Source organism: Streptomyces sp. NPDC031497, assembly GCF_055580905.1.
Genome location: NZ_JBVIKO010000007.1, coordinates 332,386 through 349,584, shown reverse-complemented (window position 1 = coordinate 349,584; position 17,199 = coordinate 332,386). Strand labels below are relative to the sequence as shown.

13 protein-coding genes are annotated in these 17,199 nt (G+C 70.8%); 4 read left to right on the top strand and 9 right to left on the bottom strand.

The genetic code is table 11. From position 1 onward, the window contains the following. Positions 1-14: 14 nt before the first annotated feature. The 7 genes from ACZ5K7_RS17565 to ACZ5K7_RS17535 all read right to left on the bottom strand — a co-directional run bounded on the left by ACZ5K7_RS17565 (position 15) and on the right by ACZ5K7_RS17535 (position 9,302). Positions 15-1,397 carry an MFS transporter gene (locus ACZ5K7_RS17565; RefSeq protein ID WP_468914405.1) on the bottom strand — a complete coding sequence of 461 codons (1,383 nt, stop codon included), beginning with the start codon at positions 1,395-1,397 and terminating at the stop codon, positions 15-17. 107 nt (positions 1,398-1,504) lie between these two features. Then, positions 1,505-3,778, bottom strand: coding sequence for a glycosyltransferase family 39 protein (locus ACZ5K7_RS17560; RefSeq protein WP_468914403.1), 2,274 nt, complete (start codon positions 3,776-3,778; stop codon positions 1,505-1,507). Further along, on the bottom strand, positions 3,775-5,265 hold the full coding sequence (locus ACZ5K7_RS17555; protein WP_351695666.1) for a bifunctional glycosyltransferase family 2/GtrA family protein: 1,491 nt from the start codon (positions 5,263-5,265) through the stop codon (positions 3,775-3,777). Before ACZ5K7_RS17555 ends, ACZ5K7_RS17560 begins: the two co-directional genes overlap by 4 nt. A gap of 14 nt (positions 5,266-5,279) precedes the next feature. Further along, complete coding sequence (locus ACZ5K7_RS17550) at positions 5,280-6,947, bottom strand: HAMP domain-containing sensor histidine kinase (protein WP_351695668.1); 1,668 nt, start codon at positions 6,945-6,947, stop codon at positions 5,280-5,282. Then, complete coding sequence (locus ACZ5K7_RS17545) at positions 6,944-7,684, bottom strand: response regulator transcription factor (RefSeq protein WP_194078854.1); 741 nt, start codon at positions 7,682-7,684, stop codon at positions 6,944-6,946. The genes ACZ5K7_RS17550 and ACZ5K7_RS17545 overlap by 4 nt, the downstream gene beginning before the upstream one ends. A 306-nt stretch (positions 7,685-7,990) precedes the next feature. Then, positions 7,991-8,863 carry a DUF2797 domain-containing protein gene (locus tag ACZ5K7_RS17540; RefSeq protein WP_468914401.1) on the bottom strand — a complete coding sequence of 291 codons (873 nt, stop codon included), beginning with the start codon at positions 8,861-8,863 and terminating at the stop codon, positions 7,991-7,993. 70 nt (positions 8,864-8,933) lie between these two features. Continuing rightward, positions 8,934-9,302 (bottom strand): HGxxPAAW family protein, encoded by a 369-nt coding sequence (locus ACZ5K7_RS17535; protein WP_468914399.1) that lies wholly within the window; start codon positions 9,300-9,302, stop codon positions 8,934-8,936. A 196-nt stretch (positions 9,303-9,498) separates the two neighbouring features. On the opposite strand from ACZ5K7_RS17535, the gene ACZ5K7_RS17530 reads away from it, so the two are divergent. The 3 genes from ACZ5K7_RS17530 to ACZ5K7_RS17520 all read left to right on the top strand — a co-directional run bounded on the left by ACZ5K7_RS17530 (position 9,499) and on the right by ACZ5K7_RS17520 (position 13,093). Next, on the top strand, positions 9,499-10,059 hold the full coding sequence (locus ACZ5K7_RS17530; RefSeq protein WP_468914398.1) for a MarR family winged helix-turn-helix transcriptional regulator: 561 nt from the start codon (positions 9,499-9,501) through the stop codon (positions 10,057-10,059). A gap of 83 nt (positions 10,060-10,142) precedes the next feature. Further along, positions 10,143-10,664, top strand: coding sequence for a hypothetical protein (locus ACZ5K7_RS17525; protein ID WP_351695677.1), 522 nt, complete (start codon positions 10,143-10,145; stop codon positions 10,662-10,664). A gap of 122 nt (positions 10,665-10,786) precedes the next feature. Then, complete coding sequence (locus tag ACZ5K7_RS17520) at positions 10,787-13,093, top strand: hypothetical protein (RefSeq protein WP_468914396.1); 2,307 nt, start codon at positions 10,787-10,789, stop codon at positions 13,091-13,093. Between the two features lie 454 nt (positions 13,094-13,547). Here ACZ5K7_RS17520 and ACZ5K7_RS17515 read toward each other — a convergent pair whose 3' ends face one another. After that, positions 13,548-13,769, bottom strand: coding sequence for a hypothetical protein (locus tag ACZ5K7_RS17515; RefSeq protein WP_351695681.1), 222 nt, complete (start codon positions 13,767-13,769; stop codon positions 13,548-13,550). Between the two features lie 228 nt (positions 13,770-13,997). Next, a complete protein-coding gene (locus ACZ5K7_RS17510; protein ID WP_468914394.1) occupies positions 13,998-15,956 on the bottom strand; it encodes a SpoIIE family protein phosphatase in 1,959 nt (652 codons plus the stop codon). A gap of 248 nt (positions 15,957-16,204) precedes the next feature. Here ACZ5K7_RS17510 and ACZ5K7_RS17505 point away from each other — a divergent pair, with 248 nt between their 5' ends. Next, a complete protein-coding gene (locus tag ACZ5K7_RS17505) occupies positions 16,205-17,158 on the top strand; it encodes a DUF5996 family protein (protein WP_468914392.1) in 954 nt (317 codons plus the stop codon). Positions 17,159-17,199 lie beyond the last annotated feature (41 nt).

Below are 17,199 nucleotides of genomic sequence, written 5' to 3'. Positions count from 1 at the left end.
GTACCCCCTGCCCACTAGGCGACATTCCTCTCCGCCCGACGAAGAAGTCCCGCCGCCACGAACCCCCCGACCACCACGGCCACCGCCCCCACCAACTGCCCTGCCCCCCGCCCCGCCGAAAACGACTTCCCCGACGCCACCCAAGAGCTGAGCACCGCTCCCAGCACGGCCACCCCCAGACCGTTCCCGAACTCCGCCAGCGTGCCGTTGATCCCGGCGCCCACCCCGGCCTTCTCCGGAGGAATCGCGCTCATGATGGCGTGCGCCATGGCCGGGTTGGCGATCGCGCACCCCGCTCCGATCAGCAGCAGACCGAGCAGCGTGCCGCCGTACCCGCTCGCGTCCAGTACGGCGATGGACACCAGCCCGAGCGACATCAGCAGCATCCCCAGGGCTATCGCCACCGGCGTACCCAGCTTGGTCGCCCACCTGGCGGACAGTCCCGTGAAGTTGAGGGCGACGACCGTGAGCGCGAGCGGTGCCGTGCGCAGGCCGGCCTCCAACGGGCCGTAGCCGAGGACGAATTGCAGGTGCTGGGTGAGCAGGAAGAGCGCGCCGCCCATGCCGAAGGTGATGAGCACCGCGCCGGCGACGGCACCCGTGAAGCGGCGGTCCCGGAAGAAGTGGGGGTCGAGCATGGGGTACGGGATCCGGTTCTCCCCGTACGCGAACAGGGCCAGGGCCACCACCGCCACGGCCGCCGTGACCAGCACCCGTGCCGAGGTCCAGCCGTGCTCCGGGCCGGAGATGATCGCGAAGACCAGTGCGGCCATGCCGATGGTGGAGAGCAGCGCGCCGAGGAGGTCGGGGCGGTCGCCTTGCGGGTTTTTCGACTCGGGGACCAGGACGACCACCGCCGCCAGGGCCAGCGCCGCGACCGGGAGGTTGATCAGGAAGATCGCGCCCCACCAGAAGTGGTTGAGCATGAACCCGCCGATCAGCGGCCCGGCGGCGAAGCCCAGCGCGTTGACGGCGCTCCAGATGCCGATGGCCTTGGGGTGCTCGTCGGGGGTGAAGATCTGCATCGCCACGGCGAGGGTGGTGGTGAGCAGGAGTGCGCCGCCCACACCCATCCCGGCCCGGGCGGCGATCAGCTGGGCCGTGGAGCCGGCCAGGCCCGCGGCCAGCGAACCCGCGCCGAACAGGACGAGTCCCGTGATCAGCATCTTCTTGCGGCCGTAGAGGTCGGCCGCGCTGCCGGCGGTGAGCAGCAGGCCGGACTGGACGAGCGAGTACGCGTTGATCATCCACTGGATGTCCGCGGTGGCCGCGTGCAACTCCCGGGTGAGGGAGGGGATCGCCACGTTCAGAACGGTGTTGTCGAGCAGCACGGTGAGCTGCGCGAGGCAGATCACACCGAGGATCAGCCAGCGCTGGGGATGGCCCTGAGAAGTCATGTTGTACACCGTAAGAGACTTCCTATACGGCGTACAACGCCGTTTTCCCTGACGTACGCCAGAGGGCGGTGGCCGAAGCCACCGCCCTCTCGCCGATCGGGCAACCGTCAGCTGCTGCTCGCCTTCTGCGTGAGGTCGTAGAAGGTGGACGAACCGACCGTCACCTTCTTGAAGTTCTTCTCGACCCACGAGGTGATCTGCGAGGACGTGCCGCTGCTGCTGCCGCCCATGCCGCCGCCGGTGCCGGAGGAGATGAAGTAGTGGATCTTGCCGTCTGCCACGTACTCCTTGAACTGGGCCAGCGTCGGGGACGGGTCGGTGCCGTTGAAGCCGCCGATCGCCATCACCGAGTCGTCGGTGGCCAGCTGGTAGCTCGCCGCGTTCTGGGCGCCGATGGCCGCCGCGACCCAGGTGTACTTCGAGGCGTCCTTCTCCAGCAGCTTCTTGGCCTCGGAGGTGACGGTCGCGCCGTTCAGCAGGCCGCCGACGCCACCGCCGCCGCCCATGCCGCCGCCTTCGCCCATCCGGCCGCCGCCGGGGAAGCCGTTGCCGTTCTGCGTGCTCCCGTTCCCGTTCTGGCCCTGGCCCTGCTGGTTCTGGCCCGGCATACCGCCACCGAAGCCGCCGGTGCCGCCACCCGGGAAGCCGCCGGTGCCGTTCTGGCCCTGCTGGTTCTGGGTGCCGTTGCCGCCCTGCTGGCCCTGCTGGTTCTGGCCGCCCTGGCCGAAGCCACCGCCGCCGCCCATGCCGCCACGGCCGCCCCCACCGGGACCGCCGCCGAAGCCCATCATGCTCGCGCCCGCCGGGCCCGCCGTCGGGATGGAGCCGGTGTGCGCGGAGTTCAGCGTGCTGAGGGTGTACGCCGTCGGGCCCGCCAGCGCGGCCACCAGGCCGACCGCGGCCGCCCCGAGAGCGAGTTGGCGGCTGATCCGGCCCGCGAAGATCAGACCGAGCGCGGCGGCCAGACCGCCGATCAGGACCAGCCACTTCAGCCAGGGCAGGTAGGTGGAGGTGCGGTTGAGGAGGACGTAGCCCCAGACCGCGGCCGAGACCACGGCGGCGGCGAGGGTGAGCGACGCCCACAACTCGGCGCGCTTCTCCCACAGCAGCCCGGCGCCCATGCCGACCACCGCGGCGATGTAGGGGGCGAGGGCGATCGTGTAGTACTGGTGGAAGATGCCGGCCATGTAGCTGAAGACCACCATGGTGATCAGCAGCGAGCCGCCCCAGACCAGGAACGAGGCCCGGGTCACCGAGGTCCGCCGCAGCTTGCGCGTCGCCACCAGACCCGCGGCCAGCAGGATCAGCGCGGCCGGGAGCAGCCAGGAGATCTGGCTGCCGATCTCGGAGTTGAACATCCGGTCCCAGCCGGTGGCACCCCACTGCCCGGTGCCGGTGCCGCCGCCACCGCCGCCGACGCTGCCGGTCTCGTCGCCGCTGAGGCGGCCGAGCCCGTTGTAGCCGAAGGTCAGCGACAGGAAGCTGTTGTCCTGCGAACCGCCGATGTAGGGGCGGGAGGAGGCCGGCCACAGCTCGACGATCGCCACCCACCAGCCGGCGGAGACGACCAGCGCGCCGGTCGCGAGGGCCAGCTGGCCGATCCGCTTCTTCAGCGTGTGCGGGCCGACGGCCGCGTACACGAACGCCAGCGCCGGCAGGATCAGGAAGGCCTGGAGGGTCTTGGCGAGGAAGGCGAAGCCGATCGCCACACCCGCCCACACCAGCCACTTCGTCTTGCCGTCCTCGACGGCGCGGACCACGAGGTAGCAGGCCAGCGCCATCAGCAGGGCCAGCATCGCGTCCGGGTTGTTGAACCGGAACATCAGCGCCGCGACGGGGGTGAGCGCGAGCACGGCGCCCGCGATCAGACCGGCCGCGGGGCTGAACCGGCGGCGCACGGAGGCGTAGACGACCGCGACCGTGCCGACGCCCATGAGGACCTCGGGGCCGAGGATCGTCCAGGAGTTCAGGCCGAAGATCCGGGCCGCGATCTCCATCGGCCACAGGAACGCCGAGGGCTTGTCCACGGTGATCGCGTTGCCCGCGTCCAGCGAGCCGAAGAACATCGCCTTCCAGCTCTTGGTGCCGGCCTGGACGGCGGCCGAGTAGAAGGAGTTCGAGTAGCCGTTGACGCTCAGGTTGTAGAAGTACAGCACCGCGGTGACGAGCAGCAGGCCCAGGAAGGCCGGGCGCGCCCAGCGGGGGTCCTCGGGCCGGCCGCGCCAGAGTCTGCGGGCGAAGGGCTGCCGGGGCTCGCCCGAATCCGCCTGCGGCACCGGCACGGCCGGGACGTCCTGGACGTCCGGCGTCTGCCGGGGGGCCGGGGGAGCCTCGGAGGCCGGGCCCCACTGGGTCGGACGGTCGGTGTGGGTGCTGCTCATCGGGGATCCCCCGGATCGGTGTCATGGGGGCGCACCGGCTGCAACTGCATGGTGGCGTCCCTCCAGGTGCCGTCCGCGGCTTCGCCGGCGCGGAGTTGGGTGGTCGTGGTGGCGCCCTGGGCGTAGGGCTGGTACGTCGGGCGGTGCGGCAGCGGACCCTGCTGCTGGTGTCCGCCGGGGGCCGTGGTGTACGTCGGCGACGACGGGGTGTGCCCGGCCACCACCGTGGAGGAGTCCTGCCGGCCGCCGTCGCGGTCCGGGAAGACCCAGGCGCGGAAGAGCAGGAAGCGCAGGACGGTCGCGGCGAGGTTGGCGGCGACCAGCACCGCCAGCTCGGTGGAGTGCGCGGGGTCGTTGCTCGCCGCGTTCAGGGCGGCGAGCGAACCGCTGGTCAGCGCCAGGCCGATGCCGAAGACGACCAGGCCCTGCGCCTGGTGCCGGACCGCCCCGCCCCGGCCGCGCACCCCGAAGGTCAGGCGCCGGTTGGCGGCCGTGTTGGCCACGGCCGACACCAGCAGCGCGAGCGCGTTGGCGATCTGCGAGCCGGAGAACTGCCGGAAGAGGCTGTAGAGCACCAGGTAGAAGAGGGTCGACAGGGCGCCGACCACGCAGAAGCCGACGAGCTGGCGGGCCAGGCCCTTCGGCACGTCCTGGATGTCGCGGTCGCGCGGGTCGTCGCCGAACGGGCGGGCGATCCGGTCCAGCGGCAGCGAACCGGTGGCCAGCGCCTTGCCGACCCGCCACACGCCCTTGAGGTCGTCGGTGGCCGTCTTCACGATGTGCACGGTCGAGTTCGGGTCGTCGACCCAGTCGACCGGCACCTCGTGGATGCGCAGGCCCGCGCGCTCGGCGATCACCAGCATCTCGGTGTCGAAGAACCAGCCGGTGTCCTCGACCATCGGCAGCAGCACCTGCGCGACATCGCGCCGGATCGCCTTGAAGCCGCACTGCGCGTCCGAGAAGCGGGCCTGCAGCGAGCCGCGCAGGATCAGGTTGTACGAGCGGCTGATGAACTCCCGCTTGGCGCCGCGCACCACGCGCGACGAGCGGGCCAGCCGGGAACCGATCGCCAGGTCGGAGTGGCCGGAGATGAGCGGCGCCACCAGCGGCAGTAGCGCGTTCAGGTCGGTCGACAGGTCCACGTCCATGTACGCGAGGATCGGCGCGTCCGAGGCCGACCAGACGGTCCGCAGCGCACGGCCGCGGCCCTTCTGCTCCAGCCGGAACGACTTGACCTCGGCCAGCTCCGCCTCGAGCCGCTTCGCCACCTGGGGGGTGGTGTCCGTGGACGCGTTGTCCGCGATGGTGATGCGGAACGCGTACGGGAAGGTGCGCTTGAGGTGGTCATGCAGTCTGACGACGCATGGGCCGAGGTCCTTCTCCTCGTTGTAGACGGGGATCACTACGTCCAGGACAGGCGTACCGGCGTCTCCGGCCGGGAGGTGCTCCCGCGCCGGCAGGGTGCCGGGAGAAGAGTCGGTTCGCATGGGAACGACTCTGGTCAGGCGCCCTGTTGCACCCATGTGGTGGCACTGTGCTGTGCCTGTGAGTGCGATTGCCAATTCGTTTCAGGGGCCGGCTGAGGAGCCGCCGGGGCAAGCGCGGGCAGATACAGGGTGAACACCGTGCAGCCGGGAACGCTGTCCACGGTGACGGCACCGCCGTGCGCGGAGGCGACGGCCTGCACGATGGCGAGGCCCAGGCCGGTGGACCCGGTGGACCGCGACCGCGCGGAGTCGCCGCGCGCGAACCGCTCGAAGACGTGCGGCAGCAGGTCCTGCGGAATGCCCTGCCCGTTGTCCTCGACGTCCACGCACATCCACGGGCCGCGCCGCTGGATACGGGCGGTGACGGTGGTCCCCGGCGGGGTGTGCTTGCGCGCGTTGCCCAGCAGGTTGACCAGCACCTGCTGGATACGGGCCGCGTCGGCGGCCACCAGGGCCGGCTCGTCGGGCAGGTCGAGCCGCCAGTTGTGGTCCATGCCGGCCGCGCGCGAGTCGCTGATGGTGTCGACGACGAGCGGGATGAGGTCGGTGTGCTCGAACTGCAGCGGACGACCCGCGTCCAGCCGGGCGAGCAGCAGCAGATCCTCGACGAGGAGGGTCATCCGGCCGGCCTCGGACTCGATACGGCCGAGGGCGTGCCGGGTGTCGGGACCGACCTCCTCCCGGCCGCGCCGGGTCAGCTCGGCGTAGCCGCGGATGGAGGCGAGCGGGGTGCGCAGCTCATGGCTGGCGTCGGCGACGAACTGCCGTACCCGCATCTCGCTCTGCTGGCGGGCGTGCAGGGCGCCGTGCACATGGTTGAGCATGCGGTTGAGCGCGGCGCCGACCTGGCCGACCTCGGTGTGCGGGTCGCACTCCGACTCCGGGACCCGCTCGCTGAGGTTGACCTCGCCGGTGTGCAGGGGGAGTTCGGAGACGCGGGTGGCGGTGTTGGCGACCCTGCGCAGCGGGCGGGTGGCCACGCCGACCATGACGGTGCCGGCGAGGGAGGCGGCGATCAGGCCGGAGAGGGTGAGGCTGATCTCGACGATGATCAGGGTGTTGATCGTGCCGTCGACGTCGGAGGTCGGGATACCGACGTAGAAGGTGCCGTTGTTGCCCTTGACGTACTGGGCCTGGTACGTGCCGAGGCCCGGGATGTCGATCGTGTGCGGCCGCTGGTCCTGGGCGACGGAACCGAGCGCCTTGATCTGGGCGTCGCTGAGGTCGTCGGGGGTCATCTGGGTGTAGCCGGCGGAGTTGTTCTCCTTGGTACCGACCTTGCCGCTGGTGATCGACCCGTTCTCGACCTGGGCCGCGATGGTCTTCTGCGGCTGCGGCCCCTGCGTGACGAAGTCGCCGAGGGTCTTCGGCTGGTTCGGCTTGAGCTTGCTGGCGTTGCCGGCCGGGGGGTCGCCCTTGCCTGCGAAGCCGCCCACGGGTCCGCCGGCCACACGCAGCGCGACCTCGCGCAGGTTGCTGTTCAGCTGCCCGTACAGGTGGTCCCGCAGCACGAGGGTCGTGACGGTCCCGATCACCGCGCAGACCACGGCGATCAGGGTCACGGACACGACGACGAGCCGGGTCCGCAGGGTGCGCGGCTGTCCCTCCCCCACTCTCGACTTCACTCGAGCGAGGGGACCCCCACGTCGCTTCTGCGCACGCGGCCGTCGTCGCCCGCTCATGACGCGGCGGGCTTGATCAGGTAACCGGCCCCACGCCGGGTGTGGATCATCGGCTCCCGGCCGGCGTCTATCTTCCTGCGCAGGTACGAGATGTAGAGCTCGACCACATTGGCCTGCCCGCCGAAGTCGTACGACCACACCCGGTCCAGGATCTGGGCCTTGCTGAGCACGCGCCGCGGGTTGCGCATCAGGAAGCGCAGCAGCTCGAACTCGGTGGCGGTGAGGTGGATCGACTCCCCGGCCCGCGAGACCTCGTGGCTGTCCTCGTCCAGGGTGAGGTCACCGACGACGAGCACCGAGTCCGACCGCCGGTCGGCGGCACCGGAGCGGCGGATCAGCCCGCGCAGCCGCGCCACGACCTCTTCGAGGCTGAAGGGTTTGGTGACGTAGTCGTCGCCGCCCGCGGTGAGACCGGCGATCCGGTCCTCGACCGCGTCCTTCGCGGTGAGGAACAGCACCGGCACGTCGGGCAGCTCGCGCCGCAGGCGACCGAGAACGGTGAGGCCGTCCATGTCGGGCAGCATCATGTCGAGGACGACGGCGTCGGGCCGGAACTCCCGGGCGGTCTGGATGGCACCCGTGCCGTCACCCGCACTCCGGATCTGCCAGCCCTCGTAGCGGAGGGCCATGGAAAGGAGTTCGGTGATCGACAGCTCGTCGTCCACCACAAGCACTCGGACGGGGCTCCCGTCCGGCCTCAGCAGTTCGGTGCGCCCCTGGGGCGAGGTCGTGGTCATGGTGGACACCTTGTCGGGGTCCTCTGAGAACACGCTTTCACTAATCTGTGATTTCCCTAAGAAACACACAGGCGCCTCTCAGGGAACGCCTGGGAATCCCACCACGTGCGCACCAACTCGGGCCCGGCGCCCACCTCCCGGCTGTGCGGATCATGTACGTCCGGTGTGCGTCCGGCCCACTGATGAAAGGCCGATGAACCGCTGATGAGAGCGTACCGGGGTGGGCGACAGGGCGCCTGGTGGGTGGATTCGGGCGGACCTCGGCAGGTCCGTCCCGGGGGATCCTTCCCGGATGTCCGGCACGGGTCAGAACAGCCCCTCCTGGGGTGCGGTGAACTCCCGCACGGGTACGCCGAGTTCCCCCTCGTCCCCGGCTCCGGCGGCGATCAGCTCCCACCCGGGCAGCAAGCGCGTGTCGAGGACGACGACCCCGCGCCGGGTGGCGAGATGCAGATCCGGCCCGGCGGCCGCGACGAGCTCACCGCTCACCACGCCACCCGGGACCAGCTCGACCACCTCGCCGACGGCGGCGGGCACCCCGTCAAGCCCGAACACCCGCACGTGGTCGACGACTTGGCAGGGCTCGGGAACGAGCGCCTCGGGCCAGGCCCCGAGCGCCAGGGCCCGCGCATGCAGCACGACGACCTCGGCGGCACGCTCGGCATCGCTTGCCGGCAGGGCGGCCCGTACGACGCGCTTGTCGCCGTAGGGAATCCGGTCGGGCACCTTGAGCGCGGCCCGCAACAACTCCTCGGCCCGCCGCGCGGCCATCAGCGGCCCGGCACCCAGCCAGCTGAAGCACACGGCCCCCTGCTCCAGCAGCCGCGCCGGCCCGCGCTCGGCGGCGGTGATCCCGACCTTGACCATGCCGGGCCCGAACCACGCCAGGTACACGTGGTACGGCCGAGGATCATCGGCGATGCCGTCGGCGGCCACGGAGTGCGCCCGGTCCAGCCGGGCACACTCTTCGCAGCGCGCACCGGTACTGCGCGCGGACACGGACGCGCGGACCGCGCAGGGATGCCCCCGCGCCCCCACGCACTCCCGCACAGCTCCGTCGGCCGTCCTGAAGGCGACGCGCTTCCCCGGCCCGAGCACACTGCGCCGCCCGCCGCTCCACACCAGCACGGGCCCGCCGTCCGACCACCGCAGCCCCGAGCATTTCCACACCTGTGCCATCACTCGCGAGCGTAGAGGGCGGCACTGACAACGGAACGGGCGACGTGGGAGGGGGAGCGCGGACTCCTGGTCAGCCGCCGGCCCGGGCGGTCGCGGGCTCGGTCTCACCGGTGGTGGTCACCGGCTCCAGCACGGACCCGGTGCGTCGTCCGCGGCCCGCCAGACGGCACGACACACATCCGGGGTGACCGTCGCGGGCGCCGGTGTCCCGGGCCCCGAGCGGCCACTGCGTCCGGGGCCGGGGGCCGGGCGGCTTGCCCCAGCCGGCGAGGTGCAGAGACCAGGTGACCAGGACGCTCACGGCACTCACCGCGGCCCCTCCGACCAGGGCCGGGACCGAGACGGCACACACCCCCAGCCCCAGCAGACCGCTTCCGACCGTCGCGATCGCGGTACCCGTCCACCCGGCGACCGTGTGACCTTCGTCGTGCTGACTCACCTACCCGCCTCCCCTTCATAGGCAGCGGAAACTTCATGGCAGCAGAAACACAACGTCCGACGCGAGGACGACTAGAATCCCTCACGGGCTAAGAAATTTACCCCGTAGATCTCTCACGCGCTAAGGGATTCGGCGAATCTTCGAGGATCGACGGGTCTCCAGGGACCCGCGAACCCCCAAGGAATCGGGAACGACCATGCACGGCAAGCCCCGACCGCCCGCGGACCCCGCCCGGGCCCGGTCCGCGATGGACCACCTGATCGCGGCCCACGTGATCGGCCAGCAGGAGCTGGCCCGGCGGCTCGGGGTCAACGTCACGGACCTCACCTGCTTCGGCTTCGTCCTGGAGGCGGGCGAGGACCTGCTGACGGCGGGCGACCTGGCCGCCCGCGCGCATGTGACGACGGGCGCGGTGACGGGCATCCTCAACCGCCTGGAACGCGCGGGCTACGTGACCCGGCGCCCCGACCCCGACGACCGCCGCCGGGTCCGGGTGGCCGCGGTCCCGGACGCGGTCGTCCGCGTCGAGGCGGTGTACGCCGGCCACTACGCACGCCTCGCGGACCTGTTCGCCGACTACACGCCCGACGAACTGGCCACCCTCACCGACTGGTTCACCCGCGCGACGGAGCTGGCCCACGAATACCTGGAACGACTGAACCGCAGCGGCTCCAAGGACACCAAGGACACCGTGGCCTCCAAGGACACCGCCGGCTGCGGCGACGTCACGAGCCGTGCTGAGTCCTCCCCCGGGTAGAGCGGCCGCATCCACCCGTTTTCCACCCTGCTTCCACCCATGGGTCCAAGTGCCGGACGGGGTCGGAACCGGATAGTCGGGGCATGACGATTTCCGACTGGATCATCGATGTGGCGCTCATCCTCGTGGTCATCAAGCAGATGCGGGAGGAGCGGCTGACGGCCTTCAGGCTGCTGCTGCCCCTGGGCCTGGTCACCTGGGTGGCGACCAGCTACCTGCACGACATCCCGACCGCGGGCAACGACCCCTCCCTCATCGCCGCGTTCGCCGGAATCGGCATCGCCTGCGGCGTGGCCGGCGGCCTGCTCACCCGGGTCCGGTTCGCGGACGGGCACGTCCGGGTCAAGGCGACCCTGGGCGCGGCGGCCCTGTGGGTGCTCAGCATGGGCTTCCGCCTGGGCTTCGCGATCTGGACCTCCCACCCCTCCGGCGAGACCCACATAGCCCACTTCTCCGCCACCCACGACATCACCGGCGGACAGGCATGGGTCGCCGCGCTGGTCCTCATGGCCGTCAGCGAGGTCGTCATCCGCCTGGGCATCATCGTGGTACGCGGCCAGACCCTCCGCGGCCGCGAGCGCACCCGCGTCCTCACCACGGCGTGAGCCGGAACCATCACGGCGGCCCACGGATCCACCGCCACGACCCCCGGCCCCCCACGCTCCTTGTCAATTCCCTGTGTTAGGTTGCGCGCCTTGATCGTGAAGGTTACGTGGGGGGCCCGTTCATGAAGTCGGCGAGATTCTCGCTGCCAACCACCGCAGCACTGCTCGTGGGACTGACGACCGTCATCGGTCCGGGCGCCGTCGGCGCGTACGCGGCATCGGACACACCGCTGCCGATCGCGCACTTCGCGCACATGGTCGTGGACGCTCCGCACGGACACCTCTTCATCAGCGGCGGCGCCGACACCGACGGCATTCTCGTCACCGACCTCGACGGCGGAAACCCGACACTGATCGACGACGAGCCGGGGGCCACCGGCCTCGCCGTCTCCGCCGACGGATCCACGTTGTACGCGGCTCTCCCGGGCCAGGACGCGATATCGGTGATCAGCACGGAGAAGCTGACCGAGTCGGCCCGTTACGCCACGGGCGCGGGCACCCGTCCGGACTCCCTGGCCGTCGCCGGGGGCACCCTCTGGTTCGGATACGGCACGGCGGGCGCCGGCGGCATCGGATCCGTCGACGGCACCGGCGCGGTCACCCTCCAGCAGGATCCGGGCAGTTGGACGGCACCGCCGATGCTGGCCACGACACCCACGGCCTCCGGCGTCCTCGCGGCGGCCGCGCAGACGGGCGACACCTCCGCCTTCGTGACGTACCGGGCCGAGGACGGTGCCCTGACCCGGCAGGCCGCGAAGCAACTGCCCGTCCCCGACCTGAGCGACCTCGCGGTCACGGCGGACGGACAGCATCTGGCGGTCGCGTCCTGGCTGAGGGCGACCTCCATCCGGTACCGGACCTCGGACCTGGCCGTGGACGGGCAGTTCCCCGAGGCGCTGGCAGGCAAGTCCGTCGCCGTGGCCCCGGACGGCACCCTGGCCGGCTGCGGCTGCAACTACGGGTTCGAGGCCTTCCCGGAAACCGGCAGGGGCAGCTACAACCTCTACGAGATCGACGCTCCGCTGCATCTGGCCCCGGCCGGCCTCGCCTGGGCGCCGGACGGCAGCCGGCTCTACGGCGTGGCCGTGGACGCCTCCGGCGGAACACCGACGCTGCGGATAGCCCGCAACCCGGAATCCGCGTGGGTCAGGCTCTACGGAGGCCCGACCACCACCCCGCTCGCCCCCGGCGAGGCCTACTCGTTCCGGACGCGCTTCGATTCGGACCTCATGCTGAGCCCCGGTCAGACCCTGCTGCCGGGCACCGTACGGATCACGCGCTACGACGACGCCGACCCGGACGGCGTGCTCGTCCCGGACCCGACGACCACCCCGGCGAGCATCGCCGACTTCTTCGGCTCCTACTACGTCGCCGGCACCGCTCCCCTCACCGGCCCGCTGAGCTTCCACGTCGACTACTCGGGAAGCGGCCACTACGGCCCGGCCGCCCAGACCTTCACCGTCCCCGTCGCGAAGTACGCGCCCACCCTGACGCTGACCGGTCCGGCCACCTCCGGCCGTGCCGCGCCGCTGACCGTCACCGGGCGGCTCACCTGGCCGCACGCGCATGTGAGGACGGGCGCGGTGCACGTCGTCAAGACCGACCTGGCGCACCCCTCCGGCTACTCGGTGGGCACCGCGTCCGTCGCCGCCGACGGCACCTTCGCCTTCCACGACACCCCGCAGGTCGGCGGTACGAACACCTACGCCTTCACCTACGACGGCGGCACGTCCTACCTCCCGGTCTCGGCGTCGGCGAAGGTCCAGGTGTCCCGGGCCGCTCCCGCCCTGACCGTGACGACCGACGCGAAGTCGTACCGCTCCGGCGCGACCGTCAAGGTCACCGCCCACCTGGGGAACACGTACAACTCCCGCACCGTGACGCTCTACGACCAGCCCGCGGGCAAGCCCAGGGCACAGCTCAGGAGCGGCAGGGCCGACGCGCACGGCAACCTCGTCACGTCGTTCAAGGTCACCCGCAACACCGTCTTCAGCGCCGCCTTCGCGGGTGACTACCGCTACGCACCGCGCACGGTGACCACCACCGCAACCGTCACACCGACGACCCGGACGCAGATGCAGTGGCCGCTCTCGACCACCCGCATCGGCTCCACCACCTACCAGGTCTTCTACAAGCCCCAGGTCAACATGGGCTTCAACGTCCAGGTCACGCCCCGTCAGTCCAGCGGCTGCACATCGGTGTTCGTCGAGCACTACCACTCGGGGTCCTGGCACCAGGTCACCTCGAAGAGCTGCGTCCCCCTGTACGCCGACGGCTGGTACGGCTACGGCCGGTCTCTCAAGCTCTTCACGAGCAACGACCGCTACCGCATCCGCGCCCACTACACACCGCCGGCCAAGGGCGCCCAGACCGGCAGCACCTGGACCCGGTGGACCTACCTCACGGTCCGCCCCGGCAATCCGTCGTAAGCCCTGACCCCTCGGCCACCCCGCCCCGAAACGCCAAAGGCCCCGGACCGAACCGGGGCCTTTGCTGTCGGTTGCCGAAGCTGAGGACGTTGGGGGGCGGTAACGGGCGCCGGCTCCGTCACGCCCTTCCGGGGCGTCCAGACGCCCGCGCTCCACGCGGCACCGCAGCGCCACGACACTCGGCGGTCATCCGTCGAACCGGCCGCTAGGCAGCCTCGGGCCGCGTCGCGCGTGCGTCCGGGGCGGGCTCCTGTCCGTCCTCGGGCCAGGAGATCTCGTCTTCTCCGAAGTCCGGGGCCTGGAAGGGCTTTGTCGTCGGAGGCGGCGATACAGCGGTGGAACGGCGGGGTTGCCCTTCCAGGGCGGAGAACAGCGACGTCGAGTCGATGAGAGGTCTGCCTTTCGTTACAGGTCCCTGACGGGGCCTGGCGTGCCGCGACCGGGCACGGCGGTCCTACAGCTTGGTCATCTTGGCGTACGGGCTCAAGATCCGCATTTGCGCCGAACCGAAGTCGACGAGCGCGGCGGTTCCCTCTTCGATGCCGATGACCCGGCCGAGACCGTACACATCATGGGTGACCTGATCGCCCATCGCAAAGTGCTTGGGAGCTGGTGCGACCGGGGCTTTGAAGGGGCTGGTAGGCAGGTGACGCTTCGGTGCCGCAGGCTTTGTCATGGCTCAGTATGAGCCTACGCGCGGCCCGTTTGCTGTGGCCGTCGGCACAGATCCAGATGTGCACCCTCATGCCAGGCCGCTGACCTGGTGTTTCGAGACGCGGTGCCGTCAGAACCTCCATCGAGCCGGGGCCGCCTCACTCGCATGTTCGCCCCGCGCTCGGCTCAGGGCATGTCGGCCAGGGCTTCTGCACACCCATCTGTGCCGATCGGGCGGGCAAGGGGCGCGTCATGCGCGTCGGACGATCAGCACGGCGACGTCGTCGGGGTTGTTGGAGGCGATGGCGGCGTCGAGGATCCGGTCGGCGGTCTCCTCGGGGCTCAGGCCGTCGTGGAGGGCCTGAGCGGCCAGTGTGCCGGTCTGCTCGAGCCCGGCGTCCAGCGGGAGGTCCGGCCCTTCGACCACGCCGTCGGTGACCATGACCAGCGCGGTGTCCTTCTCCAGGGTGAAGGCCTCCTGCGGGTAGTCGGCGTCCGGCAGGACGCCCAGGAGCGGACCGCCCGGCAGCCGGCGTACGTCATGGCTGCCGTCGTCGCGGGCGCACAGCAGGGGCACATGGCCGGCACTGGCGCCGGTGACCTGTCCGCTGCCCGAGTCGATGCGCAGCATGCAGCAACTGGCGAACCGTGGTGCGTCCATCGCGACGAGCAGCTGGTTGGCGTTTCTCAGCACGGTTCCGGGGTTCGGCTCGTGGGCGGCGATCGCGCGCATGGAGCCGCGCACCTGACCCATGAAGGCGGCCGCGTCCACGTCGTGCCCCTGGGCGTCGCCGATCTCCAGGGCAACCGTGCCGTCCGGCATCAGGAAGGCGTCGTACCAGTCTCCGCCGATGTCGAGCCCGGAACCGCAGGGCCGGTAGCGGGCAGCGACCCGCAGGCCCGGCAGGTGCTCGGGCAGCTGCGGCAGCATGGTGCGCTGGACCGCCGTGGCCAGCTCGACGCGGGCCTGCTGGGATCTGATGCGCACCAGTGCCTGGCCGGCCAGCTCGGCCATGGTGAGCGTGAACGCGCTTTCGTCCGGGGACGGACGGTGCCCGATCTCGTAGGTCACCACCCAGGCCCCGAGGGGGTGGTCGACGGCGAGGCCGAGGGGGGTGATCGATACGGCGACGTCGGGGCCGACCCGCTGCTGGGGCGCTGCGCACGCGTGCGGCCAGCGGCGCAGAAGCTCCGTCCGATCGGCGATGAACTGCGGCTCGCCCGTACAGATCACCTGGGACAGCGGATGCCGCTCGTCAAGGTCCATGCTGCGCACCTCGCCGGCGTGCCACGCGGGGAACCCGCCGTCCGAGGAGACGGAGAGGTGCCCGTCGTCGACGAGCGCGAGTGCAGCGCTGGTACCGCCGAAGGTCGCGGCGAGCCGTGTCAGAACGACCTGCTGTAGCTCCTGCTCGGAGGCGGTGCGGATGAGGGCGGAGGAGAATTCGGCGATCTCGTCGGCGCGGCGCCGCTCGGCCCCCAGCCTGGCCAGCATCTCCTTGCGGCGGGCCTCGTGCTTGGTGTCGTCGCGGATCATCCCGAAGACCTGCTCGGGACCGTCGTACCCCAGACGGACCCTACGGGTCTGGCAGGCCAGGTCGTACCGGTCGCCGTGGTCGGTGTGGAACCGCAGTCTGGTCCAGGTGCGCTGGGGAGCCTCCGCGGCCAGGAGCCGTCGCAGGGAGTTCCGATCGTCGGGGTCGACGTGCCGGACCACCCAGGGCAAGGACACCGAGGCCTCCGGGAACAGCGCGCCCACGTCGGCCGCGCCTCCCAGCCATTCGAGCTCCTGCACCTCGGGGTGGTAGATGCACAGGCCGAGGCCGGCGGCCCTCGCCGACAGCCGGAACGGCATCAGCAGGCTGCCGAGGTCCTTCTGCACGTTCAGGGAGTGCATCCAGACGAGCTGCTCGCCCCCGTCGGTGGTCACGGGCCGCGCCTCGACGAGGAAGGCCAGAGATGCTCCGTCGGGACTGGGAAGGTCCAGCACCCGCATCGCCAGCCGCTGCCTGCTCGCGTGGGTCACCAGGCGAGCGACCACAGGGCGCTGGCTCTCGGGCACCAGCTCCCATGCGTACCGGCCCACACACTGTTCCGCCGGCCTGTCGAGCGACGTGGCCATCGCCGTGTTCAGGGAGCGGACGATGCCGTTGGGATACAACAGAGCCGACGGTTCAGCCCCTCGCAGGAGTTCGTCCGACGCATCCATCTGTCGCTCCTCGCGATCACCGAGGGATCAGCCGGTAGTTCCAATCATTGCATTCCGGTCATTTCGTCGCGCCGTCAACGCTTTGGGGCAATGCTTTGCCTCAATGCCCTGGGCAACCTCTCGGGGGCACGGGTGCCGAAGCCCTGCGGTGGACGAGGAGCGGAGACCCGGACCTGCGTGTGACAATCGGTTGGTGGATCGCGGTTCCGCGTCCGAGGCTCGCCCGTCGCCGCGATGGGAGGCTCTCCGTGAGCGACCGTCTCAATGCGTGGCCGACGCTGGTGCGAGTGGACCTGGCGCCGATGGTCGACTACCTGAACCGGGTGGTACAGGTCGCGGGCAAGTACACCCTCGACGAGCCGTTCGAAGCCGGCTGGGGAAACACCGTCCTCGATGTCACCCCCCGTGGGCTCAGAACGCCGACACTTCGGCAGCGAGGCACGACCTTCACGGTGCACTACCGCCTGCTCGACGGTGATGTGGCCATCGAGACCGACAAGGGCTCGCGGACGGTGACCTTGTCCAAGGGATCGGTCGCCACGTTCTACGCGTCTTTCTGCGCCGCGGCGCACGAGCTCGGCATACCCCGACCGCGCAGCTCGCTGATATGCGAGATTCCGGATGCGCCGCCACGCTTCGAGGACGATCACGTCGAACGCGTCTGGGACGGCCACGCCGCCCGGCTGATCTGGACGGCGCTGGACCTTGCCGCTGACGGGCTCGAGGCGTGGCAGGCCCCCTTCCTGGGATACCGCCCCCGGGTCGGCGTGATGTGGGGCGGCTTCGACCTGTCCGCCACGCGTTACCGTGCGCGGCCCGCCGTGCCGACGCCCCACCAGCCGCCATTCCTGCAGAACGCCCAGCTCGACACGTACGTGTCGGTGGGATTCTCCTTCGGGGACGCCAAGGCGCCGAACGTCGGCATGTACGCGTACATCTGGCCCCCGCCGGACGGTCTCGGCGACCGGTCCTGGGGTGTTGAGGGCGCCGCATGGCATCCCGACGCCGGCCTGGTCCGTCTGCCGTGGGCCAGGCTCAGGGAGACAGCGGACCCGCACCAGGCCATCGTGGCGTTCGGTGACGCCGTCTACGACGCGGCCGTCGAGACAGCGGGCTGGCCGTCAGACCTCGTCGGACCCCGTGTCGAAGGCTGGTACATGAGCAGGACACCGCCCGGGTCCGTCCAACCCCAGCACGACTGACCCACCGGCCGCCGTCCATCCGTCCGCGTGGTCGCCGGAGT